General features: G+C 64.3%; 23 protein-coding genes. 9 read left to right on the plus strand and 14 right to left on the minus strand.

Features of this window, described 5'->3' with window-relative positions; genetic code table 11:
- The first annotated feature begins 24 nt into the window (after nt 1–24).
- Both MSG32_RS01325 and trxC read left to right on the plus strand, forming a co-directional pair.
- Nucleotides 25–1,092 carry a YeiH family protein gene (locus tag MSG32_RS01325; RefSeq protein ID WP_225347067.1) on the plus strand — a complete coding sequence of 356 codons (1,068 nt, stop codon included), beginning with the start codon at nt 25–27 and terminating at the stop codon, nt 1,090–1,092.
- Between the two features lie 254 nt (nt 1,093–1,346).
- Nucleotides 1,347–1,784 carry a thioredoxin TrxC gene (gene trxC, locus MSG32_RS01330; protein WP_043331344.1) on the plus strand — a complete coding sequence of 146 codons (438 nt, stop codon included), beginning with the start codon at nt 1,347–1,349 and terminating at the stop codon, nt 1,782–1,784.
- A 141-nt stretch (nt 1,785–1,925) separates the two neighbouring features.
- Here the strand turns inward: trxC and MSG32_RS01335 are convergent, their stop codons facing one another.
- Nucleotides 1,926–2,780, minus strand: coding sequence for an SDR family oxidoreductase (locus MSG32_RS01335; RefSeq protein WP_248377128.1), 855 nt, complete (start codon nt 2,778–2,780; stop codon nt 1,926–1,928).
- 466 nt (nt 2,781–3,246) lie between these two features.
- On the opposite strand from MSG32_RS01335, the gene MSG32_RS01340 reads away from it, so the two are divergent.
- On the plus strand, nt 3,247–3,615 hold the full coding sequence (locus tag MSG32_RS01340; protein WP_043331343.1) for a hypothetical protein: 369 nt from the start codon (nt 3,247–3,249) through the stop codon (nt 3,613–3,615).
- 218 nt (nt 3,616–3,833) lie between these two features.
- Here MSG32_RS01340 and MSG32_RS01345 read toward each other — a convergent pair whose 3' ends face one another.
- The 6 genes from MSG32_RS01345 to MSG32_RS01370 all read right to left on the minus strand — a co-directional run bounded on the left by MSG32_RS01345 (nt 3,834) and on the right by MSG32_RS01370 (nt 11,587).
- A complete protein-coding gene (locus MSG32_RS01345) occupies nt 3,834–4,169 on the minus strand; it encodes a zinc ribbon domain-containing protein YjdM (protein WP_043331342.1) in 336 nt (111 codons plus the stop codon).
- 234 nt (nt 4,170–4,403) lie between these two features.
- Nucleotides 4,404–5,345, minus strand: coding sequence for a hydroxymethylglutaryl-CoA lyase (locus MSG32_RS01350; protein ID WP_248377130.1), 942 nt, complete (start codon nt 5,343–5,345; stop codon nt 4,404–4,406).
- A 5-nt stretch (nt 5,346–5,350) separates the two neighbouring features.
- Nucleotides 5,351–7,618, minus strand: coding sequence for an acetyl/propionyl/methylcrotonyl-CoA carboxylase subunit alpha (locus MSG32_RS01355; protein WP_248377132.1), 2,268 nt, complete (start codon nt 7,616–7,618; stop codon nt 5,351–5,353).
- A 212-nt stretch (nt 7,619–7,830) separates the two neighbouring features.
- On the minus strand, nt 7,831–8,670 hold the full coding sequence (locus MSG32_RS01360; RefSeq protein ID WP_248377134.1) for an enoyl-CoA hydratase-related protein: 840 nt from the start codon (nt 8,668–8,670) through the stop codon (nt 7,831–7,833).
- Nucleotides 8,671–8,753: 83 nt separating this feature from the next.
- Nucleotides 8,754–10,361, minus strand: coding sequence for a carboxyl transferase domain-containing protein (locus MSG32_RS01365; protein ID WP_225347061.1), 1,608 nt, complete (start codon nt 10,359–10,361; stop codon nt 8,754–8,756).
- 56 nt (nt 10,362–10,417) lie between these two features.
- Nucleotides 10,418–11,587 carry an isovaleryl-CoA dehydrogenase gene (locus MSG32_RS01370; protein ID WP_043331338.1) on the minus strand — a complete coding sequence of 390 codons (1,170 nt, stop codon included), beginning with the start codon at nt 11,585–11,587 and terminating at the stop codon, nt 10,418–10,420.
- Between the two features lie 493 nt (nt 11,588–12,080).
- On the opposite strand from MSG32_RS01370, the gene MSG32_RS01375 reads away from it, so the two are divergent.
- From MSG32_RS01375 to MSG32_RS01385, 3 genes are all read left to right on the plus strand, one after another.
- Nucleotides 12,081–12,821, plus strand: coding sequence for an ATP-binding cassette domain-containing protein (locus MSG32_RS01375; protein WP_248377136.1), 741 nt, complete (start codon nt 12,081–12,083; stop codon nt 12,819–12,821).
- Nucleotides 12,818–14,395: a glycine betaine ABC transporter substrate-binding protein gene (locus MSG32_RS01380; protein WP_248377137.1), complete on the plus strand. Its 1,578-nt coding sequence runs from the start codon at nt 12,818–12,820 to the stop codon at nt 14,393–14,395. Before MSG32_RS01375 ends, MSG32_RS01380 begins: the two co-directional genes overlap by 4 nt.
- Nucleotides 14,396–14,646: 251 nt before the next feature.
- A complete protein-coding gene (locus MSG32_RS01385; protein ID WP_165873989.1) occupies nt 14,647–14,820 on the plus strand; it encodes a hypothetical protein in 174 nt (57 codons plus the stop codon).
- A 363-nt stretch (nt 14,821–15,183) separates the two neighbouring features.
- Here the strand turns inward: MSG32_RS01385 and MSG32_RS01390 are convergent, their stop codons facing one another.
- The 5 genes from MSG32_RS01390 to MSG32_RS01410 all read right to left on the minus strand — a co-directional run bounded on the left by MSG32_RS01390 (nt 15,184) and on the right by MSG32_RS01410 (nt 20,036).
- The gene (locus MSG32_RS01390) at nt 15,184–16,488 is read right to left on the minus strand and encodes a TRAP transporter large permease subunit (protein WP_043331336.1); all 1,305 of its coding nucleotides are present in this window, start codon (nt 16,486–16,488) and stop codon (nt 15,184–15,186) included.
- 1 nt (nt 16,489) lies between these two features.
- The gene (locus MSG32_RS01395) at nt 16,490–17,047 is read right to left on the minus strand and encodes a TRAP transporter small permease (RefSeq protein WP_043331335.1); all 558 of its coding nucleotides are present in this window, start codon (nt 17,045–17,047) and stop codon (nt 16,490–16,492) included.
- A 260-nt stretch (nt 17,048–17,307) separates the two neighbouring features.
- Nucleotides 17,308–18,327, minus strand: coding sequence for a TRAP transporter substrate-binding protein (locus tag MSG32_RS01400; RefSeq protein ID WP_248377138.1), 1,020 nt, complete (start codon nt 18,325–18,327; stop codon nt 17,308–17,310).
- A 224-nt stretch (nt 18,328–18,551) separates the two neighbouring features.
- Nucleotides 18,552–19,463, minus strand: a complete 912-nt coding sequence (locus MSG32_RS01405) for a LysR family transcriptional regulator (protein ID WP_153636298.1) — start codon at nt 19,461–19,463, stop codon at nt 18,552–18,554.
- Between the two features lie 132 nt (nt 19,464–19,595).
- Entirely contained in the window at nt 19,596–20,036 is a 441-nt protein-coding gene (locus MSG32_RS01410; protein ID WP_248377139.1) for a VOC family protein, read from the minus strand.
- A gap of 283 nt (nt 20,037–20,319) precedes the next feature.
- Between MSG32_RS01410 and MSG32_RS01415 the strand changes: the two genes are divergently transcribed.
- Genes MSG32_RS01415 through MSG32_RS01425 form a run of 3 tightly spaced genes read left to right on the plus strand, consistent with a single transcriptional unit; the run spans nt 20,320 to nt 22,792 of the window.
- A complete protein-coding gene (locus MSG32_RS01415; RefSeq protein ID WP_248377140.1) occupies nt 20,320–21,087 on the plus strand; it encodes a 5-oxoprolinase subunit PxpA in 768 nt (255 codons plus the stop codon).
- A complete protein-coding gene (locus tag MSG32_RS01420; protein WP_248377141.1) occupies nt 21,087–21,833 on the plus strand; it encodes an allophanate hydrolase subunit 1 in 747 nt (248 codons plus the stop codon). The genes MSG32_RS01415 and MSG32_RS01420 overlap by 1 nt, the downstream gene beginning before the upstream one ends.
- Nucleotides 21,830–22,792, plus strand: a complete 963-nt coding sequence (locus tag MSG32_RS01425; RefSeq protein WP_248377143.1) for a biotin-dependent carboxyltransferase family protein — start codon at nt 21,830–21,832, stop codon at nt 22,790–22,792. The genes MSG32_RS01420 and MSG32_RS01425 overlap by 4 nt, the downstream gene beginning before the upstream one ends.
- A 454-nt stretch (nt 22,793–23,246) precedes the next feature.
- Here the strand turns inward: MSG32_RS01425 and MSG32_RS01430 are convergent, their stop codons facing one another.
- Nucleotides 23,247–24,242, minus strand: a complete 996-nt coding sequence (locus tag MSG32_RS01430) for a class I SAM-dependent methyltransferase (protein ID WP_248377145.1) — start codon at nt 24,240–24,242, stop codon at nt 23,247–23,249.
- Entirely contained in the window at nt 24,239–25,936 is a 1,698-nt protein-coding gene (locus tag MSG32_RS01435; RefSeq protein WP_248378395.1) for an AMP-binding protein, read from the minus strand. Before MSG32_RS01435 ends, MSG32_RS01430 begins: the two co-directional genes overlap by 4 nt.
- Nucleotides 25,937–26,240 lie beyond the last annotated feature (304 nt).

Raw genomic sequence — 26,240 nt, forward strand, 5'->3', positions numbered from 1 at the left:
TGCTGGTCTTCAAGAGGAATCCGCGTGGCCACTGACAACAGTTCATCACTGCACGACACACCCACCCCGCCCACCAGCCTGTGGCGGACCCTGGAAGGGCGCGTGCGCACCATCATGCCGGGCCTGTTGATCTGCATCATCATCGCGCTGGCGACCACCTTCATCGCTGATCATTACGGCGGCCCGACGCTGCTCTATGCGCTGCTGTTCGGGATGTCGCTGCATTTTCTCTCCGAGGAGGGGCCGTGCAAGGCGGGCATCGAGTTCGCCTCCAAGACGGTACTGCGCCTCGGCGTGGCCCTGCTGGGCGTGCGCATCACGCTGGAGCAGGTCGCGAGTCTCGGCCTCGGCCCGGTGATCACGGTGGTGCTCGGGGTGGTGGCGACCATCCTGTTCGGCGCGCTGCTGGCCCGCGTGATGGGGCTGGACCGAGACATGGGGCTATTGACCGGTGGCTCGGTGGCCATCTGCGGTGCCTCGGCGGCACTGGCGCTGTCGGCGGTGATGCCGCGCAACGCCACCAGCGAGCGTCACACCATCATGACCGTGGTCGGGGTGACGACCCTCTCGACCGTGGCGATGATCACCTATCCGCTGATCGTCAGGTTGCTGGGGCTGGATGATGCCGAGGCCGGCATCTTCCTCGGCGGCACCATCCATGACGTGGCTCAGGTGGTGGGCGCGGGCTATATCATTTCCGAGCACACCGGGGACGTCTCGACCTTCGTCAAGTTGCTGCGGGTGGCGATGCTGGTGCCGGCGGTGATGGTCTTCATGCTGCTGTTCCGCAGTGCGCGCCAGGCCAATGGCGATGAGGGCGGCAAGGTGCCGATGTTCCCCACCTTCCTGATCGCCTTCGTGGCACTGGTGTTGATCAACAGCCTCGGCTGGGTGCCGAGCGTCGCCGTGGAAGGCTTCACTGATCTATCGCGCTGGTGTCTGGTGGCGGCGATTGCCGCGCTGGGCGTCAAGACGTCGTTCCAGAAGCTGGCGGTGGTGGGCTGGAAGCCGGTGATCCTGATGGTGGTGGAAACCCTCTTCCTGCTGGTGCTGGTGACGCTGTGCATCAAGTTCGGGCTGGCCAGCATCTGAGCGACGCTTGGGTGTGCTCAAGCGCGAAGGGCCCCGCCGTGACTGGCGGGGCCCTTCAGGTTGGGGCAGGGGGGGGGCGTTCAGTTCGTTCAGTTCGTTCAGATCAGGCGGGCTCATACAGCCAGCCAATCAGGGCGATAAGGTGGCTCAATTGCTTCCTGGCCCACGAGTCGTATGATCTGCGCTTATCGGTACGCGCCTGACGGTTGACCGTCACGTGGCGCGCCGTATCCCCATTTCTCTGGAGTCCGATCATGTCTGAATCCCTCGTGCTGGCCTGTCCGCAATGTCTCGCTCTCAATCGTGTGGCCACCGCGCGTCTGGATGACAACCCCAGCTGCGGCAAGTGCAGCGCCGCCGTACTGCCCAAGGAGCCGCTGGAACTGACCAGCGACAACTTCGAGGCTCTGGTGGTGCGCAGTGAAATGCCGGTGGTCATCGACTTCTGGGCCAGCTGGTGTGGCCCGTGCAAGATGATGGGGCCGATCTTCAATGAAGTCGCGGCGCAGATGGGCACCCGTGTACGTTTCGCCAAGATCGACACCGAAGCCCAGCAGGCGCTGGCCGGTCGTTTCGGCATCCGCAGCATACCGACGCTGCTGGTGATGAAGCAGGGCAAGGAGCTGGCGCGCGAATCAGGCGTGATGCAGGCCGGTCAGCTCAAGCAGTGGCTGGCACCGCACGCGGTGTGACCACGGCCCGCGCGAGACAAGTCCGCAGTTGAGCGTTCAGGGAAACCCGGACGCAGCTCAAGAACTGACAACGCCTGACGTGCAATCGCGTCAGGCGTTGTCGTCTCAGTCGGCCTTGTCGTCTCGGTCGGCGTTGTCGTATCAGTCGACGTAAACCATCTTGCGCGTCATGCCGCCATCGACGACATGATTCTGGCCGGTGATGAAGCCGGCCTTGTCCGAGATCAGGAAGGCCACCAGCGCGGCGATGTCATCGACATGGCCGACGCGCCCGACGGGATGCTGGGCATGGTCCTCGTCACTCAACGATTCAGCCTCGCCGCTTTTCTGCAGGGCGCTGACGTCGATCCAGCCCGGGCTGATGGCATTGACGCGAATCTCCGGCCCCAGGCTCATCGCCATGGCGTGGGTGAGGGCGACGATGCCGCCCTTGCTGGCGGCGTAGGCTTCGCTGTGCGGCTCGGACTGCAGCGCGCGGCTGGAGGCCAGATTGACGATACTGCCGCCAGTCTCGCGCAGATGACGCGCCGCATACTTGGCGGTCAGGAAGCTGCTGGTCAGGCTGGTGTCGAGTACCTGATGCCAGCGCTCGAGTGATAGCTCCTCAAGCTTGCCCTGGAAGGGGTCGGCGATCGCGGCATTGTTGATCACCGCGTCCAGCCGCCCGAAGGCCTCGCAGGTAGCCGCGATGCTGGCGGCCACGGATTTCTCGTCACGCACATCCAGCGTGAAGACGCGCAGGCGCTCGCCGATGTCCTCTGCGGGCTGCTCACCAGGCGGCGCTCCCGAGCATTCTGCAGGATCCCCCGACGGCGCTGCAGGTTCTTCTGCGAGCCCGCTCGCCTGTCGCTTCTTCATCTCTCGATATTGCTGGCCTGCCTCGGCATCGATATCCGCCACGGCCACGCGCCAGCCGTGGGCGAGCAGGTAGTCGCTGATGCCGCGGCCGATGCCTTGAGCACCGCCGGTGATATAGGCCACCTTGGCTGTCTTCATGTGATTCTCCTGATGAGGTGCCGGCAGGGCGATATGACGAAGCGCTTCACACATGCTTCGTCGATGGCGCGGTGTGCCCCTGCGGGCAATGATATAGGTGCGGCGGGCGCGCGAGACAAGGGCGGTACCCGCAGACACCGCGCGGCGACCATGCCTCAGCATGACAGGCCTCAGAGTCGTGATGGGGTTGGCGGGTGGCGCGGCGCCTCACGGCCTGCGTTGAGGGCTGATCCTGATGGCTGATTCTATTGGTCAGGGAGTTATCGCCTCGCGTGGCAGCTGTCAGACTGTGCATGAGTCCACGTCAGGCGTCAGGTGCGTCTGGGTGACCACGAGATATCGCCATTCGATGCGAGGGGCGAGGAACTCGACTGCCGGGCCGTTGCCCGAGTCCCCTCAAGCCGCAAGCGAGTGAATGAGCGAGCGGGTAGCTCCCGATGAAGTATCAGTCGCGCGAGGAATGAAGATGAACAAGGGGATGCAACACTGGCTGGCGATGGTGGCCGTGGCGGTGATGCTGATGGCCACTACGGGATGCGATGGCGTCAATGGCCCGCGCCCTACCAGCGTGGCGACGCTGCTGGAACACTCCGAGGCCTGGCAGGGCGAGCAGGTGGCCGTGCAGGGCAGGGTGCGCAGCGAAGACGTGCCCAACCGCTATTGGCTGGAAGGCGAAGGACAGCAGCGCCTGGAACTGCTGCCACCGGAGCGCATCGGTGCCTATATCGGGCGCGAGGTCCAGGTGAGTGGCCGCTTTGAATTCGAGGTCGGCGGTCAGCGCCGCATACGCCTGTCCAAGGTCACGCCGCTCGACAAGACATCGCCTGAGGAGTGAGTGAGCACTTGCTGGGGTGGTGGGCTGGAGCGGGCTTGAGAGGACTGGAGCGTATTGGCGCGGGCCAGGGCTAGCCAAAGCGGACTGAACAAGGCGCCTCGGCAAGCCGGAAATGGCGGGCTGGAAACGATAGTCCGAAAACGACAGTCCGCAAACGACGATGCCCCGTCGCGCACAGAGCGCAGGCGGGGCATCGTCGTGTCAGGCGAGCGGATCGATCAGGCTTTCTTGACGAAGATCGACTTGAGCTTCATCGGGCCGACGCCATCGATCTTGCAGTCGATGTCGTGATCGCCATCCACCAGGCGGATGTTCTTGACCTTGGTGCCGACCTTGACGACGGAGGAGGTGCCCTTGATCTTCAGGTCCTTGATGACGGTGACGGTGTCGCCATCGACCAGCTCGTTGCCGTTGGCATCGCGGAATACCGGGCCGGCTTCCTCGACGGCGGCTTCCTTGGACCACTCATGGGCACATTCAGGGCAGACGTACTGCATGCCGTCGTCGTAGGTGAATTCGGAATTGCAGGCCGGGCAGTTCGGGAGGGCGCTCATCACGGTGTCCTGAAAGCTGTCTCGCGCTTCACCCGCTAAGAAGTCGGGCGAAGATTCAGGCCGAGACATGGTGTTGGAAGGCGCGCATCGGGCTCAAGCGGTGCGCGAACGGCGGCAAGCCTACACCGATTCCATGACAGCGACCATCCAGTGCGGCCCTTGGTCGCAATCAGCGCGCGCCATTGCGGCCTCGCTTGGCAGCGTCTCAAACTACTGGTCTTGAGCCACCCACCCTCAACAACTCGCCATCAGCGCCTGACCGACGCGTGAGCCATTCGGCCGCCCAAGCGTGCGGCTGATCCAGTCGCCGGTGCGCGCCAGCGCCATCAGATCCACCCCCGTCTCGATGCCCATGCCCTCAAGCAGATAGAGCACGTCTTCACTGGCGACATTGCCCGAGGCGCCCTTGGCGTAGGGGCAGCCGCCCAGACCCGCCACCGAACTGTCGATCACCGCGATGCCTTCTTCCAGCACGGCGTAGAGGTTGGCGAGTGCCTGGCCGTAGGTGTCGTGGAAGTGGGCGGCGAGCTGCGCGATCGGCACCTCGCGACTGACCTGCTCCAGCATGTGCTTGGCCTTGAGCGGCGTACCGACGCCGATGGTGTCGCCCAGCGACACCTCGTAGCAGCCCATGGCCTTGAGCTCGCGAGCGACGGCGGCCACCTCGGCGGGGGCTATCTCGCCTTCATAGGGGCAGCCGAGCACGCAGGACACATAGCCGCGCACATGTACACCGGCCTTGAGGGCGTGTTCCACCACTGGCGCAAAGCGCTCAAGCGATTCGGCGATCGAGCAGTTGATGTTGCGCTGCGAGAAGGACTCGCTGGCCGAGCCGAATACGGCCACTTCGCGCACACCACACTCAAGCGCCGCCTCAAGCCCCTTCATGTTGGGCGTGAGAGCGGAGTAAGTGGTCGCTGACTTTGAGGTTGTTGACTTGGTAGTTGGTGACTTGGCGGAGCTGTCGCGCAGCGCCAGCATGATCTCGCGGTGATCGGCCATCTGCGGCACCCATCTGGGCGAGACGAAGCTGGCAGCCTCGACATGCGCAAGTCCGCTGTCGCTCAGACGCCGGATCAACTCAAGCTTGGTGGCAGTCGCGACGGGCACCGACTCGTTCTGCAGTCCGTCGCGTGCGCCGACCTCGACGATGCGTACCTTGCGGGGAAAGTGCATGCTGACTACTCCTTGTCCGACTCGACCTGCGCGGCCGTGAATTCGAGCAGCACATCGCCCTGGACCACGCTGTCACCGGCCGAGAAGTGGAACTGGGCGACCTCACCATCGGCAGGGGCATTGAGGGTGTGCTCCATCTTCATCGCCTCCATCACCATCAGGGGCGTGCCCTGCGGGACATGGCTGCCCGGCGCGACCAGCTGCGCGACCACGGTGCCATTCATCGGCGCATTCAGGGTCGCCTGGGTCTCGTGGCGCGCGTGGTCCACGGCATCGGCACGTCGCCACAGCAGGCGTGACTCCCCCTGTGGAGTGCTGCCGGACTGGCTGTGCTGCGCTGACGACAGCACCAGCACTTCACCGCCGCGGGCCGGCGCGTGACTAGCCTGGAAGCGGCGACGATAGCCATCCAGCGTCACGGCAATGGCGTTGCCTTCAAGGTGGGTGAGTCGGCCGAGATGCTTCGTAGTCTGTCTTTCTTCGCCGCAGTGAGCGGTCACTTCAATCTGCCAGTCGCCGTGCGAATCGCTCACCAATGACGTACCTGAGGTGTGCGTATTCGCCAGGGAGGCATGCGTTACAGGGCGGCGCGCGATGATATGCGCCACCTTGTCGCTGCGCTCATCGGCATCGGCGTCAGCGGGCAGACACAGCGCCAGGCGCACCTGGTGTGGCAGGCCATTGCGCCAGCCATCGCGGCGCTCCCATGGGCCGGCGCAGGGCTGGCGCGAATGTGATGTGGAGCGCGAAGGTGATGCGTGGCTGGCTTGCTCATTCAGGCGCGAGAGCGCCAGCAGGGCACTGGCCGCCAGGCTGTCGTGCTCCAGCGTCGCGCTGGGGAACAGGCTGTCGTGATGGCGTTCGATGAAGCGGGTATCCAGCTCTGCGGCGCGGAAGTCAGCATGGCCCGCCAGGCGGGACAGGAAGGCGCGGTTGGTGGTGACGCCGCGCACTTCCAGCGCTGCCAGCGCGCGCAGCAGCGTCTCGAGGGCCTGTTCACGAGTCGGGCCGTAGCTGATCAGCTTGGCCAGCATCGGGTCGTAATGCATCGAGACTTCATCGCCCTCGGCGACGCCGCTGTCCAGGCGTACCTGCCGGGCGCTCAGCCCGCCCCCTGCCAGGTCCAGCCGGAAGCGTTCCAGTACACCGGTGGCGGGCAGGAAGTCGTTGTCCGGGTCTTCGGCGTAGAGACGTGCCTCGAAGCTGTGACCGGTCAATGTCAGTTCATCCTGCTGACGCGGCAGGCGTTCACCCCGCGCGATGCGCAGTTGCCATTCGACGAGGTCTTCGCCGGTGATCATCTCGGTCACCGGGTGCTCGACCTGCAGGCGGGTATTCATCTCCATGAAGTAGAAGGCACCGTGGCTTTCGCTGCCCGGTTGCGGCGCGTCGAGCAGAAACTCGATGGTACCGGCACCGACATAACCGATCTCGCGCGCTGCCCGCACGGCGGCCTCGCCCATCTCACGGCGCAGCGACGGCGTCAGCCCCGGCGCGGGCGCCTCTTCCAGCACCTTCTGGTGGCGACGCTGGACACTGCAATCGCGCTCGAACAGATAGACACCGCTGCCGTAGCTGTCGCAGAACACCTGGACTTCGACGTGGCGCGGCTGGGTCAGGTATTTCTCGATCAGCATGCGTTCATCGCCGAAGGCGGCGCGGGATTCACGACGACAGCTGGCCAGCGCCGCCGCAAATTCCCGTGCGCTCTCGACCACGCGCATGCCCTTGCCACCACCGCCGGCGCAGGCCTTGATCAGCACCGGATAGCCCATGCGATCCGCTTCGGCCTGCAACAGCTCATCCTGCTGATCATCGCCGTGGTAGCCGGGCACCAGCGGTACATTGGCCGCCTGCATGCGCATCTTGGCGGCCGACTTGTCGCCCATGTCGGCGATCGCGCTCTGGGGCGGGCCGACGAAGATGATGCCGGCCTCGGCCAGCGCGCTGACGAAGGCGGCGTTCTCGGACAGGAAGCCATAGCCGGGATGCACGGCATCGGCACCGCTTTTGCGTGCTGCAGCGATCACCTTTTTGATATCCAGATAGCTTTCGCGGGCGCTGGCGGGGCCGAGACGCACGGCCTCGTCGGCCTCGCGCACATGCAGGGCATCGGCGTCGGCATCGGAGTAGACCGCCACTGTCTGGATGCCCATCGCGCGAGCGGTGCGCATCACGCGTACGGCGATCTCACCCCGGTTGGCGACCAGCAGCTTGCGGATCTCGCCGCAACCGGCGGGGAGGGTCTGGTCTGTCTCGCGGTTGGCGTTCATGGCAAGCGTCCTGTGGCGAAGGTGGCAAGGGAAATCAGGAGTAGGAAAGTTCGGAAGAGGCAAGTCCGGAAGAGACAAGTCCGGATAAAGACAGTCCGGCAGTCTCATGGCCGAGGTGGATGTCTGAGATTGCTGGCCCAGATTGATGACCGAGAGTGATGACCAGTGCCGAGAGCGTCGACATGCCGTCAGCGGCTTCAGGCCTCTGGTGTTCACGAAGATTTCGACGTCTCGGTTGTTTGGTTCTCGGTCGGCACCCAGGGCGCCGGCGTGCCGGCGAAGAAGGCGGCCAGACCGGCCTGACCCTGCTCGCTGACGCGCAGCTGGCTGATCACCTCGCAGCAGCGTTCACGGGTCGCGGCGCTGGCAGGTGCCTGAGCCACTTCGCTGAGCAGGGCCTTGGTGGCGCGACTGGCGGCAGGCGAGGTGGCCAGCAGGGTCTGCACCATCTCCGTGACGCGCGCCTCCAGCAGCTCATCGGGGCAGGTCTCGTGGACCAGGCCGATGCGCTGCGCGGTGGCGCTGTCGATCACCTCGGCGCTGAGGGCATAACGGCGCATCTGGCGTGAGCCGATGGCGCGCTGCACGTAGGGACTGATGGCAGCCGGTGCCAGGCCGATGCGCACTTCGGAAAGACAGAAGCGCGCCCGCTCGGCGGCAATCACGATGTCGCAGCAGGCCGCCAGACCGACGGCACCGCCGAAGGTGGCGCCCTGGACACGACACACGCTGGGGCAGGGCAGCTCATCGAGCAGCTGCATCAGTCGCGCAAGCTCGCGTGAGTCGGCGAGGTTATCCTCCAGCGAATACTCGACCATGCGCTGCATCCACTTGAGATCGGCGCCGGCAGAGAAGCTCTTGCCCTCGGAGGCCAGTACCACCACACGCACTTCATCGCGACTCGCCCTGGCGTGCAGGCTCTCCAGATGCTGATTCAGCTCCGCAATCAGCAGATCATCGAAGGCGTTGTGCACCTCGGGGCGCAGCAGGGTGAGGCGGGCGACGCCGTGTTGATCTATCTCGAGTCGACTCGATTGGCGTGCTTCTGTCATCGTGCTTTCTTCCATTCTGTTAGCTTCAAGATGACTATCGCTATTCAGTGCAAGCCACAAGAATTGTTGTGGCGCTTGACGGGTTACATGCGCAGCACACCGAAGCGACTGTCCTCGATCTCGGCATTCATGGCCGCGGCCAGTGACAGACCGAGGATGTCGCGGGTCTGCAGCGGGTCGATCACACCGTCATCCCACAGGCGCGCACTGGCGTAGGTCGGGTGGCCCTGACGCTCGTACTGCTCGCGTACCGGCGCCTTGAAGGCCTCTTCTTCCTCGGCGGGCCACTCGCGCCCCTCACGGGCATGCTGGTCGCGCTTGACCTGTGCCAGCACGTTGGCGGCCTGCTCGCCGCCCATCACCGAGATGCGTGAGTTGGGCCACATGAACAGCAGGTTGGGGTCATAGGCGCGCCCGCACATGCCGTAGTTGCCCGCGCCGAAACTGCCACCGATCAGCACCGTGAACTTGGGTACCTTGGCGCAGGCCACCGCCGCCACCAGCTTGGCGCCGTGCTTGGCGATGCCTTCGTGCTCGTAGCGCGAGCCGACCATGAAGCCGGTGATGTTCTGCAGAAAGATCAGTGGAATCCGGCGCTGGGTGCACAGCTCGATGAAGTGCGCGCCCTTGAGGGCGCTTTCCGAGAACAGCACGCCATTGTTGGCGAGAATGCCGACCGGATGGCCATGCAGATGCGCGAAGCCGGTGACCAGCGTCTCGCCGTACTCGCGCTTGAACTCGTCGAAGTCCGAGTCATCCACCAGTCGGCCGATCACCTCGCGCACGTCGTAGGGTTTCTTGAGGTCGGTGCCGACGATGCCGTAGAGCTCCTGCGGGTCCAGGCGTGGCGGACGCGATTCGCGCAGCGCGAGCTGGCCCTTGCGTTGCCAGTTGAGGCGCGACACGGCGCGGCGAGCCAGCTGCAGGGCATGGGCGTCGTTGTCGGCCAGATGGTCGGCCACGCCGCTGATCTTGCAGTGCACCTCGGCGCCGCCCAGCGCCTCGGCGCTGATGTCCTCACCGGTGGCGGCCTTCACCAGCGGCGGCCCCGCCAGGAAGATGGTGCCTTGCTCGCGCACGATGATGGATTCGTCCGCCATCGCCGGCACATAGGCGCCGCCTGCGGTGCATGATCCCATCACCACGGCGATCTGCGGGATACCCTCGGCAGACAGCGTGGCCTGGTTGTAGAAGATGCGGCCGAAGTGGTCGCGGTCCGGGAAGACCTCGTCCTGGTGGGGCAGATGCGCGCCACCGGAATCGACCAGATAGAGACAGGGCAGGCGATGCTTGCGGGCGATTTCCTGAGCGCGCAGATGCTTCTTGGCCGTCATCGGGAAGTAGGTGCCGCCCTTGACGGTGGCGTCGTTGGCGACGATGACGCACTCCACGCCGCTGACGCGGCCGATGCCGGTGACCAGGCCCGCGCCGGGGACGGGGCTGTCGTAGACGTCGTGGGCCGCCAGCGCGGAGAGTTCGAGGAAGGGCGAGCCTTCATCGATCAGGTGGTCGATGCGTTCGCGCACGAACAGCTTGCCGCGCGACTCGTGACGTTCACGCGCCTTGTCACCGCCACCGGCCGCAACGGTCTCCAGCAGCTGGTGCAGGCGATCGACCTCGGCCTGCATCGCCGCTTCATTGGCGCGGAACTGGTCACTGCGCGGATTGATCAGGGAGGTCAGTATGGCCATCGAGCAAGCTCCAGCGGCGAAGGGTTGCGAAAAAGAGTAGGGGATGACGAGAGGTATCAGGCGCTCTCGTTGAACAGTTCACGCCCGATCAGCATGCGGCGAATCTCGCTGGTGCCGGCGCCGATCTCGTAAAGCTTGGCATCACGCAGCAGGCGTCCGGTGGCGTACTCGTTGATGTAGCCGTTGCCGCCGAGCAGCTGGATGGCATCCAGCGCCATCTGGGTGGCCTTCTCGGCGCAGTAGAGAATGACGCCCGCGGCGTCCTTGCGTGAGGTCTGGCCGCGATCACAGGCGTTGGCGACCGCATATAGATAGGCGCGACAGGCATTGAGCGTGGTGTACATGTCGGCGACCTTGCCCTGCACCAGCTGGAATTCACCGATGGCCTGGCCGAACTGGCGACGCTCATGCAGGTAGGGCACCACGATGTCCATGCAGGCCTGCATGATGCCGATGGGGCCGGCGGCCAGTACGGTGCGCTCGAAATCGAGCCCGCGCATCAACACCTTGACGCCACGATTGACCTCACCCAGCACGTTCTCCACCGGTACCTGGCAATCCTGGAAGACCAGTTCGCAGGTGTTGGAGCCGCGCATGCCGAGCTTGTCGAGCTTCTGGGCGGTGGAGAAACCGGGGAAGTCACGCTCGATGATGAAGGCGGTGATGCCCTTTGAGCCGGCGTCCGGGTCGGTCTTCGCGTACACCACCAGGGTGTGGGCATCCGGGCCGTTGGTGATCCACATCTTGTTGCCGTTGAGCACGTAGTGATCGCCGCGCAGCTCGGCCTTGAGCTGCATCGAGACCACATCAGAGCCGGCGCCGGGTTCGGACATCGCCAGCGCGCCGACATGCTCGCCGCTCATCAGTTTCGGCAGATAACGTGCCTTCTGCTCGGCAGTGCCGTTGAGCTTGATCTGGTTCACGCACAGGTTGGAATGCGCACCGTAGGAGAGCGCCACCGAGGCGCTGGCGCGCGAGATCTCTTCCATCGCGATGCAGTGCGCCAGATAGCCCATACCGCTGCCGCCGTCCTCGTCGGGCACGGTGATGCCGAGCAGCCCCATGTCGCCGAATTTCTGCCACAGGTCATCGGGGAAGGCATTGCTGGCATCGATCTCGGCGGCGCGCGGGGCGATCTCGTCGCGGGCAAAGGCGTTGACCTGCTCACGCAGCAGGGTGTGTGTCTCGTCGAGTCCGAAATCCAGCGGTGAATAGAGGCTGTGCATGATCTGGCATCCTGTAGATCGGTGAAGCGCGATGAGCAAGGCCCGCCAGGGGCTGTGATGACCTGATGGCGAACGGTCTGTCGCGACCGGCTTATCAAGTCCGCCCGTCATGGGCCGCCTTGGCGTGTGATGGAAATTACTCTAGGTCAAAGTTGACGTTAACGTAAAGGTCATTATGCGGCGCTTTGACCAAGGTCGCAGGGCTTGCGGCAGAAGGTCAGCAGGGAGACTCGGGAAGAGGAGTGTCAGGTAGAGAAACTCAAGTCGAGAAAATCAGCTCAGGAAACGAAATTGCTCCGGCATCGCCGAGGTGACTTGATAAGCTGAGACGCTGTAGTCACTGTTGATTGAGGAAGTCGTGAGGGCGTCAGTGGGGGAGCATTCCCGTCACCTGCCTGGTGTCACCGGCACTCTTTAGTGTGCAAGTGCGCTGACTCGCCAGCGCTTTTTACCATTCCAGACTCATGCTCACCTGCCTAGAAGGACCTACTCGATGAGTGATGACGCCGCCCCGGCAGTCCGCTTCAGCGGCCTGCACAAGGGCTTTGCCGGTCAGCGCCTGTTTGAAGGCATTGATCTTGAACTGCCGCGTGACCGTATCACCGCCCTGGTCGGTGCCAGCGGCTGTGGAAAATCGACCCTGCTGCAGCTGATCAACGGCCTGATCCGCCCGGATGAAGGTGAGGTGAAGGTATTCGGCGCCGCCGTCGATTACGCCAACCTGCCAGCCATGCGTCGCCGCATCGGCTATGCCGTCCAGCAGATCGGCCTCTTTCCCCATCTCAGCGTACGCGACAACGTCGCCATTCTCGCTGACCGCGAAGGCTGGAGCGCCGAGCGCGTCAAGGCGCGTATCGCGCGTCTGTTCCAGATGATGGATCTCGACATGGCGCTGCTGACCCGCTATCCCCACGAGATTTCCGGCGGTCAGGCCCAACGCGTCGGGCTGTGTCGCGCCATGATGCTGGAGCCACCGTTGCTGCTGCTCGATGAGGCCTTCTCGGCGGTCGACCCGATCACGCGCATCGAGGTGCATGCCCAGTTCCAGCGCATGCAGCAGGAGGAACCGCGCAGCGTGGTGATGGTCACCCACGACATGAACGAGGCGCTGAGCCTGTCCGATCACATGGTGGTGATGGCGCCCGGCGTGGTGCTGCAGGCCGCCAGTCCCGAGACCATCACCACGGCGCCAGCGGATGAGCGCGTGGCCCGACTGCTGGAGGCACGCGCATGAAGACGCTGATGACGACTCCCGTCCTGCAACGCTCGCGTCGCGGACTGTCTGGTGCGCTGATGGTAGCCGGCCTGGCGCTTGCCAGTCTGGGAGCGCTGGTGTCCAGCCCGCTTGCCAGTGCGGAAGAGGAAGCCGCGACATGGCCCGAGGACAAGCCGATCGTGGTCGGCTCCAAGGCTGACCGCGAAGGGCATCTGCTGGGCGAGATATTCGCGCAGGTACTGGAGGACGCCGGCTTCACGGTCGAGCGCCGTCTGGGGCTGGGGCAGACCATCATCACCTATCAGGGGCTGGCGGAAGGCGAGCTGGATGTCTATCCCGAATACACCGGCACCCTGGCCCACGCCATTCTCAAGCTGGACGACGTGCCCCCGCTCGAGAAGCTCGATGAGCTGAGCCGCGAGCAGGGCCTGCGCGTGCTCGAGCCGCTGGGCTTCAACAATACCTACGCCGTCAGCATGCGCCGCGATCAGGCCGAGTCGCTGGGCATCAGTACCATCGGCGATATGGCCGATCACCCGGATCTGTCCGTCGCGATGTCGCATGAGTTCATCAAGCGTCCGGATGGCTGGCCGGGGCTGGCCGCGGAATACGGCCTTTCCCAGGTGCCGCGTGGCATCGAGCACGGCATCGCCTATCAGGCGCTGCGCGAGAGCAAGATCGACGCCACCGATGCCTATTCCACCGAGGGCGACATCAAGCGCTTCGACTTCGTGCTGCTCGACGATGACAAGGGCTACTTCCCCGAGTATCTGGCGGTACCCTTCGTGAATGCCGCCTTGCCGGAAGATGCCGTCGCGGCGCTCAACCAGCTGGCGGGGAGCCTCGATGAAGACAGCATGCAGGCGCTCAACGCCCGCGTTTCCACCGATGAGCAGAGCTTCGCCCAGGTCGCCAGTCGCTTCATTCAGGAACAGGGCATCACCACCGAGCAGCGTGAAGTCAGCGGCGCCAAGTGGGACAAGCTGGGTACCAATCTGATCGAGCACCTGCAGTTGACGCTCTCGGCGCTGCTGCTGGCGTGTCTGGTCGGCCTGCCGCTGTCCTTGCTTGTCTATCGCAATCCGAAGGTCTCGCGGGTGGTGCTCTACGTCACCGGCCTGCTGCAGACCATCCCCTCCATCGCGCTGCTGGCACTGATGATTCCGCTGTTCGGCATCGGGGTGGTACCGGCGGTGATCGCGTTGTTCGTCTACTCCTTGCTGCCGATCATCCGCGCGGCGATCACCGCGTTGCTGACGGTGGACCCGCTGCTGGTCAAGGTGGCACGTGGCATGGGCCTGACGCGTCGCGAGCAGTTGCGTCACGTCATCCTGCCGCTGGCGACGCCCAATCTGCTCACCGGTATCAAGACCGCCGCCATCATCAATATCGGCACCGCGACGCTGGCAGCCTTCATCGGCGCCGGAGGGCTGGGCGAGCCGATCGTCACCGGGCTTTCGCTCAATGACTATGATCTGGTGCTTTACGGGGCGATTCCCGCGGCATTGCTGGCCATCTGCGCCGAGCTGCTGTTCGAGCTGTTCGAGCGCCTGGTGATACCGGCGCATATGCGGGGCTTGAAGTCGCGCTGAGCCGGAAAAAACGGCGTAGTACATTACACGACAATCATGTCGCAACTCTTGTACAAGGCGTGCAGTAAAAAAGGAAGGCTGCTGCGAAGGTTTAACGTTGGTCGTCGATCAGAGTAATGTGAAGGGGAAAGTAAGGGCTTGCTGACAGGGCTTGCAGACAGCGCTTGCAGACAGCGCTTGCAGACAGCGCCGGGCAATCTTGTACGGCTCGGTCCTGCAGCAGCCTCTACCCCCCTTTGAAGGAGAGATTCATGCGTATCAAAAATCTGTTTCCGATTGCACTGGTCGCGGCGACTCTGGCCCTGAGTGGCTGTGGTCTGTTCGGTCATGGCCATGGCCATGGTGGACACGGCGGTGGCGGTGGTGGCAAAGGTCACGCGATGATCGACACCCCGGCCAGCGCACCGGCGGATCATCTGTCCTGATCTAGCCTCGCCTGTCGGTTGACGAAAAAGCCGCCCCTTTCTGCCTCACGGCAAGGAAGGGGCGGCTTTTTTGTGTTCGTGTCCGAGTGCCGATCTGAGCTGAGCTGTGTGGGGTTGGGCTGTGTGCGAGGACGGTGCTTTCCGTCGCGATGCTTTGAGTCGCGATGCTCTGCGAGCGGCAAGCGCCGGGCAGGCGGCAAAAAAAAGACCTCCCCGAGGGGAGGCCTGCAAGCACGTCACCGTATGTCTGCCGTGACGCTCGGCGCCCTTGAGGCAAGGGTCGACCGATAGAGGTGCCGACAGCTGCGGTTCCTGAGATTGGAAGCGCTACCAGCTGCCATCCATGGCATCGGGGTCAGATGATCAGTTGTTCATGGCCTGCGGAAGATAGAGCACGATCTCCGGGAAGACGTGCATCAGCACGATGGAGAAGATCATCAGCAGGAAGAACGGCAGCGTCGCCTTGGTGATGGTGATGATGTCCTTGCCGGTCAGGCTCTGGATCACGAACAGGTTGAAGCCGACCGGCGGGGTGATCTGAGACATCTCGACCACGATGATCAGGTAGATACCGAACCAGATCAGGTCGAAACCGGCGGCTTCGATGACCGGCATGATGATGGAGGTCACCAGCAGGATAAGCGAGATGCCGTCGAGGAAGCAGCCCAGGATCAACAGGAACAGCGTCAGCACCACCAGCAGCATGGTCGGCGACAGCCCCAGGGTGGCGATGCCTTCGGCCAGCTGCATCGGAATCTGGGTGAAGCTCATCGCGGAGGACAGGAAGGAGGCACCGGCGATGATGAAGGCGATCATGCACGAGGTGCGCAGCGCCGCGAACAGTGATTCCTTGAAGGTGGCGGCGGTCATGTGGCCGTTGAGGCGCGCGATGATCAGCGACAGTACCACGCCGACCGCGGCCGCTTCGGTGGGTGACGCCAGGCCACCGTAGATGCTGCCGAGGATGCCGCCGATCAGTGCCAGCAGCGGAATCAGCTGGGCGCTGTTGCGCAGCTTGGCCATGAAGCCCATGTGCGGTTCGTCATGGCCGGCGCGGCCCTGCGGCTCACCGACGACCTTCGACCAGATCGCCAGGTAGCCCATGAACAGTGCCAGCAGCAGCATGCCCGGCAGGACACCGGCGATGAACAGACGCGAGATGGACTGCTCGGTGACCACGCCATAGACGATCATCATGATCGACGGCGGAATCAGCAGGCCGAGGGTCGAGGCACTGGCGAGGGTACCGATGGCCAGGTTGCTGTCGTAGCCGCGGCGCTCAAGCTCGGGCAGCGTCATCTTGCCGACGGTGGCACAGGTGGCGGCAGAGGAGCCGCACACGGCGGCGAACAGACCGCTGCCGATGATGTTGGAGTGCAGCAGGCGGCCCGGCAGGCGATTGAGCCACGGTGCCAGCGCGCGGAACATGTTGTCGGCCAGCCCGGAGCGGAACAGGATCTCGCCCATCCACACGAACATCGGCAGGGCGGTCAGGTCCCAGCCGTAGCTGGCACCCCAGAAATCGGAGGCCAGGATCGGGCCGGTCTCGAAGGTGGAGAAGAAGGTCAGCACGATCCAGCCGGTGCCGATCAGCGAGAAGGCGACCCACACGCCGCTGCCGAGCAGCAAGGCGAGGGCCAGCAGAGTGACGAGGATGAGTGTCAGCATGTCATTCGGCTCCGTCTTCGGGCTCGGGCGCCACGTAGCTTGAGGGCGCGGTGAAGGCGGTGCGCAGCGTGGCGATCAGGGTCTCGAGAATCGCCAGGCACAGCAGGCCGGTACCGGCGACCAGCACGCTCTGCGGAATCCACAGCGGCAGCGCCAGCAGGCCGGAGGAGATGTCGTGGTACTCGAGGCTCTCGCCGACCAGCAGTACCAGTTCATGGGTGATCAACACGCTCAGGCCGAGTGCGATCAGCAGCGCGAGGCTTTCGATCCATACGCGCACGGCGGCCGGCAGGCGGTTGATGACCAGCGTCACGCGGATATGGGCGTGATGCGTGAAGGTGTAGGCGAGGCTCAGGAAGGTGGCGCCGACCAGCAGGAAGGCAGCCATTTCCGACACGCCGGAGATCTCGAAGCCGAGACGCTCGGCGCCGAACATCACCATGATGGCGTCGATCAGGCGCAGGAAGACTTGCAGGCTGACGAGGGTGCAGATCAGCAGCATGCAGGCCGCCGCACCCCACGCACCGAGGCGATAGAGTCTGTCGAAGAAATAGGTCATGACGGGCGCTCACAGGGAAGGTGAGGGTGGCCACGCGATGCTGCGCACAGGCTTGTCCGTGGGTCACCTGCCGGCGGACGGCAGGTGTCGGAGTCTCGAGTGGCAAATCGCGTGGCGGGATAGCAACGCTGCAGCTGGGGTCAGTCAGGACATCTGCAGCGCTCAGGCAATGCTCAGACGTTGCTCAGGCAGTGCACGGTCGATGCGCTCGGCCGCATGTCCAGCGTTCAGCGCCGGGCAGTCGGGCTTGCGAGCGAATCTCAGGCATCCAGGTCTGCGCGGTAGCGCTCGAGCAGCTGCTGGCCTTCTTCACCGGCACGCGACTTCCAGTCCTGGAACAGCTTGTCACCGGCGGCCTTCAGGTCTTCGGCCAGCTTGGCGTCAGGCTCGCTGATGGTGAAGCCATTCTCGGTCAGCACCTTGGCGCTCTCGTCGGCATCGGCCTTGCTGGCTTCCCAGCCGCGGGTCTCGGCGGCCTTGGCGGCATCGAGCACGGCTTGCTGGGTGCTCTCGTCGAGACGATCGAAGGCACGCTTGTTGACGAAGACGATGTTCTTCGGCAGCCACAGCTTGGCGTCGTTGTAGTGCTTGACGTAATCCCAGGCCGACATGGACTTGCCGGTGGAGCTGGAGGTGATCATCGCGTCGACACGGCCGGTGCTGAAGGCGGTGGGGATGTCGGCTTCTTCGGTCTCGGTAGGCTTGCCGCCGACGTTCTCGACGAAGCGCTGGGTGTTGATGTTGGGTGCGCGGATACGCAGACCCTTGAGCTGGGAGACGTCGGTCAGATCGAAGTCGGTGTAGATGCCCTGGGCCGGCCAGGCGACCGCGTATAGCGGCATCAGACCTTCCTTGGCGAACAGCTCGGTGATGTCCGGCTTGGAGGCCTGCCAGAGGGCGAAGGCTTCTTCGTAGCTGGAGGCGACGCCCGGCAGGGTGTCCAGCTCGTAGACCGGCGATTCGTTGGAGAGAATCGACAGGAAGATCTCACCGGCCTGGACGGTGCCGCGACGCACGGAAGGCTTGATCTCGCCGTGGGAGATCAGGGAACCACCGCTGTGCACGGTCACGGTCAGCTCGCCATCGGTGGCCTCGGTGACGTCCTCGGCGAACTGCTTGGTGTTCTTGGTGTGGAAGCTGGCATCGCCATACGGAGTGGCGAGGTTCCACTGTGCCGCGAGTGCCGAGCCACTGAAGGCCAGGGCACCCACTGTCGCCAGCCAGGCGAGGGACTTGACTGTCGGGGTCTTGCGAGTGAGGGAATCGTTGGGCTTACGCATGTCCTGTTCCTCATTATTATTGAATGTTGTCGGCAGACAATTTCATTCTTCAAGCGACGGGCCATCCCGTCCAATCGTTAATTCTGATGCGTAGTATCGATGAAATCTTTCACAGTGTCGTCGCATGAAAGCCTTTGACGATATTGTTAGACCTTGGTCTGACGCTGATCTGATGCGAGGCAGGGCGCGATCAACCCTGACTCAGCGCATGGCAGGCGGCCTGATCAGGGATCGGAATGCGCGTGTTGCTGCGAGTAGGTCTCGGCACACTGGCGGCCGAGGCGTGCCACGCTGGCGCAGAAATCGGGATAGTTGGCATTGCGCCAGATGGCTTCATAGACCATTGGCGGCAATGGGGTCTTCAGTGGCAGGCGCACCAGTTCGCCGTGGCTGATGACATCCTCCACCGTGGCGACCGGCAGTACGCCGATGCCGAGTCCTTCGCTGCTCATGCGCAGGATGGTCATCAGGGTGCTGGTGCAGTGCACCTTGGGCTGGGTGATGCCCTGTTCCGACAGATAGCTGACCAGCTCGGTATAGGGGCGCGCCTGCTTGCTGAAGGAGATGAATGGCGTGGAGGCGAAGCGCTCGCCATCCTCGGCCAGCTGCCCGGCGAGGGTCGGCGAGGCGAACATGCCCATCTCGAAGGTGCACAGCGGGGTCTGGGTGGCGTAGGGCCCCATGGCGGCGCTGTCCATCGCGAACAGCATGTCGAGATCATTGTCGGCCAGACGCTGATGCAGGGAGGGCGAGATATCGACGGTCATTTCCAGCGTCAGCTTGGGATAGCGTTCGGCCAGCTGGCGCATGAAGGCGGGGAACCAGCTGTTGGCGATGGTCTCGATCACGCCCAGACGCAGGGTGCCTGAGAAGGCGCCTTCTTCCTGAAACAGGCGCATGGCTTCGTCGCGGCCACTGAGCAGGCGCTCGGCGTGGGCGAAGAACTCTCGCCCGCGCAGGGTGGGCTGGATGGGCCGGGTGGCGCGTTCCAGCAGGGATTCGCCGACGGTGGCTTCCAGACGGTTGATGCGGTCCGAGATGGAGGGCTGGGTCAGGTGAAGCTTGGTCGCGCCCTTGCGGAACGAGCCAAGCCGGACCACCCAGACGAAGGCCTCGAGTTCCTTGAAGTCGAACATGGCAGATGCCCCGTGATGAATCGTGAAGACCGCCCATCTTGCCGCATGCGGCGCGGGGCGTCAGCTTTCATCACGGGGCATGGCCCGCGTCAGGCCGGGCGTGGGCTCATTCGCTTGCGCGGGTCGCTCACGTCATTTGCGAAACAGCTGGCTCTCGCGGTCCTTGAAGGCCTTGAATTCCAGCGCATTGCCGGTGGGGTCGAGGAAGAACATCGTCGCCTGTTCGCCGGGTTCGCCCTTGAAGCGGATATAGGGTTCGATCTCGAAGGTGACGCCCTCGGCGATGAGGCGGTCCGCCAGTGCCTGCCAGGCGTCCATCTCCAGCACCACGCCGAAGTGCGGCACCGGCACGCCATGGCCATCGACCGGATTGCGGTGCTGAGCGACGGCGCTTGCCGGGTCGGCCAGCGCCGGGTTCAGGTGGCAGACGAACTGATGGCCATAGAGGTCGAAATCGACCCAGCTGTCGGACGAGCGGCCCTCGGGGCAGCCCAGAAACTCGCCATAGAAGCGGCGTGCCTCGGCGATATCGCGGACCTGGATGGCGAGGTGGAACGGGTCGCTGACGGCCATGGTGAAACTCCTGTTGTTGTTGGGGGATTCGGCTGAGCAAGGAATGACTTCAGACAAGCGGTGGGCGGGGTGACAGGCCCTGAAGTCACCGCTCGGCTCGCCCAAGACAGAAGCATGACGCGCGCTGTCGGGCAAGCGATACACGGCCGGTGCTTTCATGGCGCAAGATGATGAAAGATTTCACCGATATGACGAATCATAAAATACGATTGGATACCAAGGCGGCCCCTTACATAAAGTGGAGGCATAACAACACACAAGATCTGACCTGTGAGGTTCCGCTATGTCCCGCTCTGCTCCCTCCCTCCCCCTGCTCAACTGCGATATGGGCGAAAGCTTCGGCAACTGGAAGATCGGTCTGGATGAAGAGGTCATGCCCTTCGTCGACTGCGCCAATATCGCCTGTGGTTTCCACGCCTCCGACCCTAGCATCATGCGCCGCACCGTGCGTCTGGCGGTCAAGCATGACGTGCGCATCGGTGCGCACCCGGCCTATCCGGACCTGCAAGGCTTCGGCCGTCGCTCGATGGCGTGTTCGCCTGCCGAAGTCGAGGACATGCTGCTCTACCAGATCGGCGCGCTCGATGGTATCTGTCGCGCCGAGGGCACTCGTGTCCAGTACGTGAAGCCGCATGGTGCGCTCTACAACGACATGGCCGCCGACCCGACGCTGCTGCGCGCTGTCATGCAGGCCGTGGTGCGCTATGACGCCAGCCTGCCGCTGATGGTGATGGCGACCGCCAACCCCGCGCCGATGCAGGCGCTGGCCGACGAGATGGGCATCACGCTGTGGTTCGAGGCCTTCGCCGACCGCGCCTACGACTCACGCGGCCACCTGGTGTCGCGCCGTGAGCCGGGCGCCGTGCATCACGACAGCGAGGTGATCATCGCCCAGTCCGTGACGCTGGCGCGTGGTGAAGCGCTGACCGACAGCAGCGGCGGTGACCTGGTGCTGTCCGCCGATACGCTGTGCGTGCACGGTGACAACGCCGAGTCCGTGGCCGCGGTGCGCGCCATTCGTGAAGCCTTCGATATGTTGGCGGGTGCCTGATGGCGGGGGTTGACAGCCACGGCCGTGGCACGTCACCGCAACTGCGCCTCGAGACCGTCGGCATGGACTCGCTGATCATCCGGCTGTTCGATCGCATCGAGGAATCCAACATGGCCTGGGTGCTGGCCGCCGACAGTGCGCTGCGTGAGGCCTTCGGTGCGGCGCTGGTCGATCTGGTGCCGTCCTACACCACGCTGCTGCTGCATTACGATGTGGCCGCGCTGGAAGAAGGCGAGGCGCGTGCCCGCATCCAGGCCGCGCTGGCGGATCTTGCGCCGGGCAGTGGCCAGCAGGGCCAGCTGCATGAAGTGCCCGTCTGGTATGACGACAGTGTCGGGCCGGAGCTGGCGCCGATCGCCGCGCGGCTGGGCATCAGCGTCGAGGCGCTGATCGAGCGTCACGGGGCGCATGACTATTGCGTGTTCGCCCTCGGCTTCGCGCCCGGTTTCGCCTTCATGGGCGTGCTGGAAGAGGCGCTGACCACACCGCGCCTCAAGACGCCGCGCCAGAAGATCGCCCCTGGCAGCGTCGGCATCGCCGACCGTCAGGCCGCCATCTACCCGTCCCGCTCACCCGGTGGCTGGAACATTCTGGGCCGTACGCCCATCACCCTGTTCGGGCGCAATGAGGCCGGTGAACCGTCCAGTCGTTTCATGCCCGGTGATCGCGTGCGCTTTGTCTCCGTGAGCCGAGAGGAATTCGTTCGCCTGGGCGGCGATGTCACCCCGCTGGAGGAGCGCGCATGAGCGACGTGAAGACGAAGACGACACTGCGCGTCGAGCGAAGTGGAGCCCTGGCACTGGTGCAGGACGCTGGCCGTCTGGGCGTGCGTTATTTGGGCGTGACCCAGGGCGGCGCGGCGGACTGGGTGTCGCTGGGCTGGGCCAACTGGCTGCTGGGCAACGCCCATGATGCGCCGGGACTCGAGATCACCATGGGCGGCGGCTTGTTGCTCAAGGTCGAACAGGCCGGCACTCTGGCGCTGTGCGGCGCGGACCTGGCCGCGACCCTCGACGGCGAAGCGCTCACGCCGGGTCAGGCCTTCGAGGTGACCAGCGGGCAGCAGCTCAAGTTTGAGCGTCCCGTTGCTGGCCTGCGCGCCTATCTGGCCTTCCCCGGTGGCCTGGATGTCGCCCCGGTGCTGGGCAGTGCCGCCAGCACGGTGCGCGACCGCCTCGGCGGGCTGGATGGTGAAGGGCGAGCCCTGGCCAGCGGTGATGTGTTGACGGCTGTCAGCAATGAGCTGTCGCTGCGCGAGCTGCCGGCGTCGGCACAGGCATGGCAGCAGTCGCTGGCCGCCAGGGAAGGCGAGGCACTGGAGTTGCCGCTGGTCGTGGGGGCGCAGATCGCCGAGTTCAGTGGCGACAGCCTCTATCGCGCCTTCAACAGCGAATGGGCGGTGGATGGGCGCGCCGATCGCATGGGCGTGCGCCTGACCGGCCCGCGTCTCGAGCGTGAAGGAGCGGGCATGGTGTCCGAGGGCATCCCGCTGGGCGCCGTGCAGGTGCCGGCCGATGGCCAGCCCATCATATTGCTCAATGATCGCCAGACTATCGGCGGCTACCCGCGCCTTGGCGCGCTGACGCCACTGGCCTGTGCACAGCTCGGGCAATGTGTGCCGGGCACCCGGGTGCGACTGGCGGCCGTGACACCGGGTCAGGCGCGTCGTGATCACCTCGAGGTGCTGGCCGGTTGGCAGTCGTGATGCGCCGCAGCGGAGCTTTCAGCTCAATGCCTGCAGATCAGAGCGTCTAGATCTGAACGTGCAGACCTGAGCGACTGGACCGAAGCGCGCAGACAAAAAAAGGGCCTCCAAGTGGAGGCCCTTTCGGTTTTCCCGTGAGGGAATCTTTGATGCTGTTGGGAGTGATTGATCAGATCACACCCTTGATGAACAGATTCCCGGAGAAACGTTGCGCGAGCATCGGGAAACGTTGCACTGACTCGTGGGTATCGATGAAACACGAAGCAATGCGGTCATCATGTCGGGCACATTACCCTCACATGCTGACGGGTAACGAACGGCTTATCCCCCGAACGGGACTGTACTGGCAAGAATAACGGTTGAGGCAGGCGGATGCCAGTCATTTGCGAGCGCTGTTTCCTAATTTTTTCCTCGCTGCATCCCTGCGGTGAGTTCTGCTGATTCATCGCGCCTTTCATTGCCTGGCAGGACGCTTGCGCAGGCGCCACAGGTGAACCTCCAGCCAGCCGGCTTCCAGGGCCAGCATCAGGTTGCGTTGCATCTGGGAAAAGGCCGGGCCGAACACTAGTTCCGGCGTCAGGCCGCGAGCGGCCAGCATGGCCGGCGAGGGCGCAGGCGCATCATCCCGGTAGGCACCGGGCTGCTCGCTGGTGCTCTCGCGCATGCGCCGCGCCTGCCAGCTCAGCACCTGATCGGTCAGCTCGACATGGGCATCGACCTCGAAGCCACTGCTGGCCATCGCCTCATGCAACTCCTCGCAGCTGGCCAGCTGGTCGCCACGCGGTGACAGTGCCCAGGGCAGTGGCAGGGCAGGGCGCTCGCCAAACGCCTGCGCCTGCACGCTGAGCACCGGCTCGTGCAACAGGAGATAGCCATCCTGCTCGAGACAGTCATGCCACTGGGTGAGCGTGCTGACCTTGTCGCTCAGATGCACCAGCAGGTGCTGGCTGAAGAGGCGATCAAAATGGCGGCCCGAGAGTGCTGGATGCAGCTCGGGGTAGCAGGCGTCTCCCTCCAGCACGCGAATCGACTCGCGCAGTCCGGTGGCCCGGTTGAGGGCGATCGCCAGCTCGCAGAGGCTGCTCGAGAGATCCAGCGTGGTGATGTGGTGGTCCGCGCCGGTGTCACGCGACTGGCTGGCAATATGCCGTGCCAGCCCGCCAAGGCCGGCGCCGAGTTCGAGCATCGCCAGCCCCCGCGACTGGGGTTCCAGCCGGGCGAGGGCCAGCAGCTCGCGGGTGCCCGTCACGCCACCCAGATGCAGTTGGTCCAGCCCGGCCAGTGCCATGATCGGCAGTGCGCCGCTCGGGTGGGCATCGATCAGCGTCTCGAGTGCCTCGTCGAGGGCCGCATGATGGTGGCTCGCCGCATAGTGGGCGACCTGCTGACGAGCGCTGCTCAGGTGGCGTGTGGCGGGGGCGTCATCCTCCTCCTCACGTGAGGTGCTCACCTGGCCAGGCCCAGTTCTTGCGTCGCGGCCTCGCGCATCTTGAACTTCTGGATCTTGCCGGTCACGGTCATCGGGAATTCCTCCACGAACTTGATGTAGCGCGGCACCTTGAAGTGAGCGATACGTCCCTGGCAGAACGCCTTGAGCGCCGGTTCATCGAGCTGCTCGCCTTCCTTGAGCTTGACCCACGCCATCACTTCCTCGCCATACCGCTCATCGGGCACGCCGATCACCTGTACGTCCGACACCGCAGGGTGGGTGTAGAGGAAGTCCTCGATCTCGCGCGGATAGATGTTCTCGCCACCGCGGATGATCATGTCCTTGATACGTCCCACGATCGTCACGTAGCCGTCTTCATCCAGCGTAGCGAGGTCGCCGGTATGCATCCAGCGGCCGGCATCGATGGCCTTGGCGGTGGCCTCCGGGTTGTTCCAGTAGCCCAGCATCACGCTGTAGCCCCGCGTGCACAGCTCGCCTTTCTCGCCGACTGGCACCACGCGCCCGCTGTCAGGGTTGATGATCTTGATCTCCAGATGCGGATGCAGGGTGCCGACGGTGGAGACACGCTTGTCCAGCGGCGCCTCACGGGTGGTCTGCAGACTCACCGGACTGGTCTCGGTCATGCCGTAGGCGATGGTGACCTCGCGCATGTGCATGCGCTCGATGACCTGGCGCATCACCTCGATGGGACAGATGGAGCCGGCCATGGTGCCGGTGCGCAGGCTGGTGAGGTCGAATTCGGCGAAGCGCGGGTGTTCGAGTTCGGCGATGAACATCGTCGGCACGCCGAACATCGCGGTGGCGCCTTCCTCGCTGACCGCCTGCAGGGTGGCCAGCGGATCGAAGCCCGCTTCCGGATAGACGATGGCGGCGCCGTGGGTCAGGCAGCCCAGATTGCCCATCACCATGCCGAAGCAGTGATAGAGCGGCACCGGCATCACCAGTTTGTCGTGCTCGCTGAGATTCATGCGCTCGGCGACGAAGAAGCCGTTGTTGAGGATGTTGTGGTGCGAGAGGGTCGCGCCCTTGGGCGCACCGGTAGTGCCGGAGGTGTACTGGATGTTGATCGGGTCATCGAAGGTCAGGCTGGCCTGCAGCTCGCTGAGTGTTTCCCGCGAGACGCTATCGGCACCGCTGAGCACATCCTGCCAGTTGAGCATGCCGGGCAGGGCATTCTCGGCCTCGAAGCAGATCAGGCGCCTGAGGTCCGGCAGCGCGCCATTGTGAATGCCATCACGGCCGCGGGCCTCCCTGGTCTCAGGGAACAGCTCCTCGAGGATCGCCACATAGTCGGACGCCTTGAAGCGAGACTGGAAGATCAGCGTCGCCGCGCCGGACTGCTTGAGGGCGTAGGCCAGTTCATGGCCACGATAGCTCGGGTTGAGATTGACCAGCACCACGCCGATCTTGGCGGTGGCGTACTGGATCAGCGTCCATTCGGCGCGATTGGGCGCCCAGATGCCGACGCGGTCGCCGCGCTCAATGCCCATCGCCAGCAGGCCGCGCGCCACGCGCTCGACCTCTGCGTGCAGTTCGGCCCAGGTGTAGCGCAGTCCCTGATGGCGACTGATCAGGGCGTCGCGCTCGGGCCAGCGCGCGCAGATACGATCAAGGCAATCCCCGATGGTTTCTCCCATCAGTGGGGTGTCGGAGGTAGCGCTGAGATAGCTGGCTGATTGGCTTGCGTGTGCCATTTCGCTGGCAGGCTGGCGTGTGGCGATGGCGTCCTGTGACATGGTGCTTTCCTGTGTCCTTGGTTGTTATTGGTGAGGCAAGGCTTGTCAGGGGGAGTCGCCTCAGGGAGGCGGTGACGCAGTGTTGTTCTTTTCGTTTTTGTCGTCTGGTCGTGCTGTCGTGAATCGCGTGATCAGCGGGCGACGCGCTGCTCTCCGGCAGTCTGCTGTCGCCCGCACTCGCGAGGCGCTGGTCAGTTTTCGACAGACAGTTATCTACAGTCAGTCTAGTCGCTGTCACTTGTGTAGCCGGCAGTTATATAGC

This window comes from Cobetia sp. 1CM21F (assembly GCF_023161745.1).
GTDB lineage: Bacteria > Pseudomonadota > Gammaproteobacteria > Pseudomonadales > Halomonadaceae > Cobetia > Cobetia amphilecti.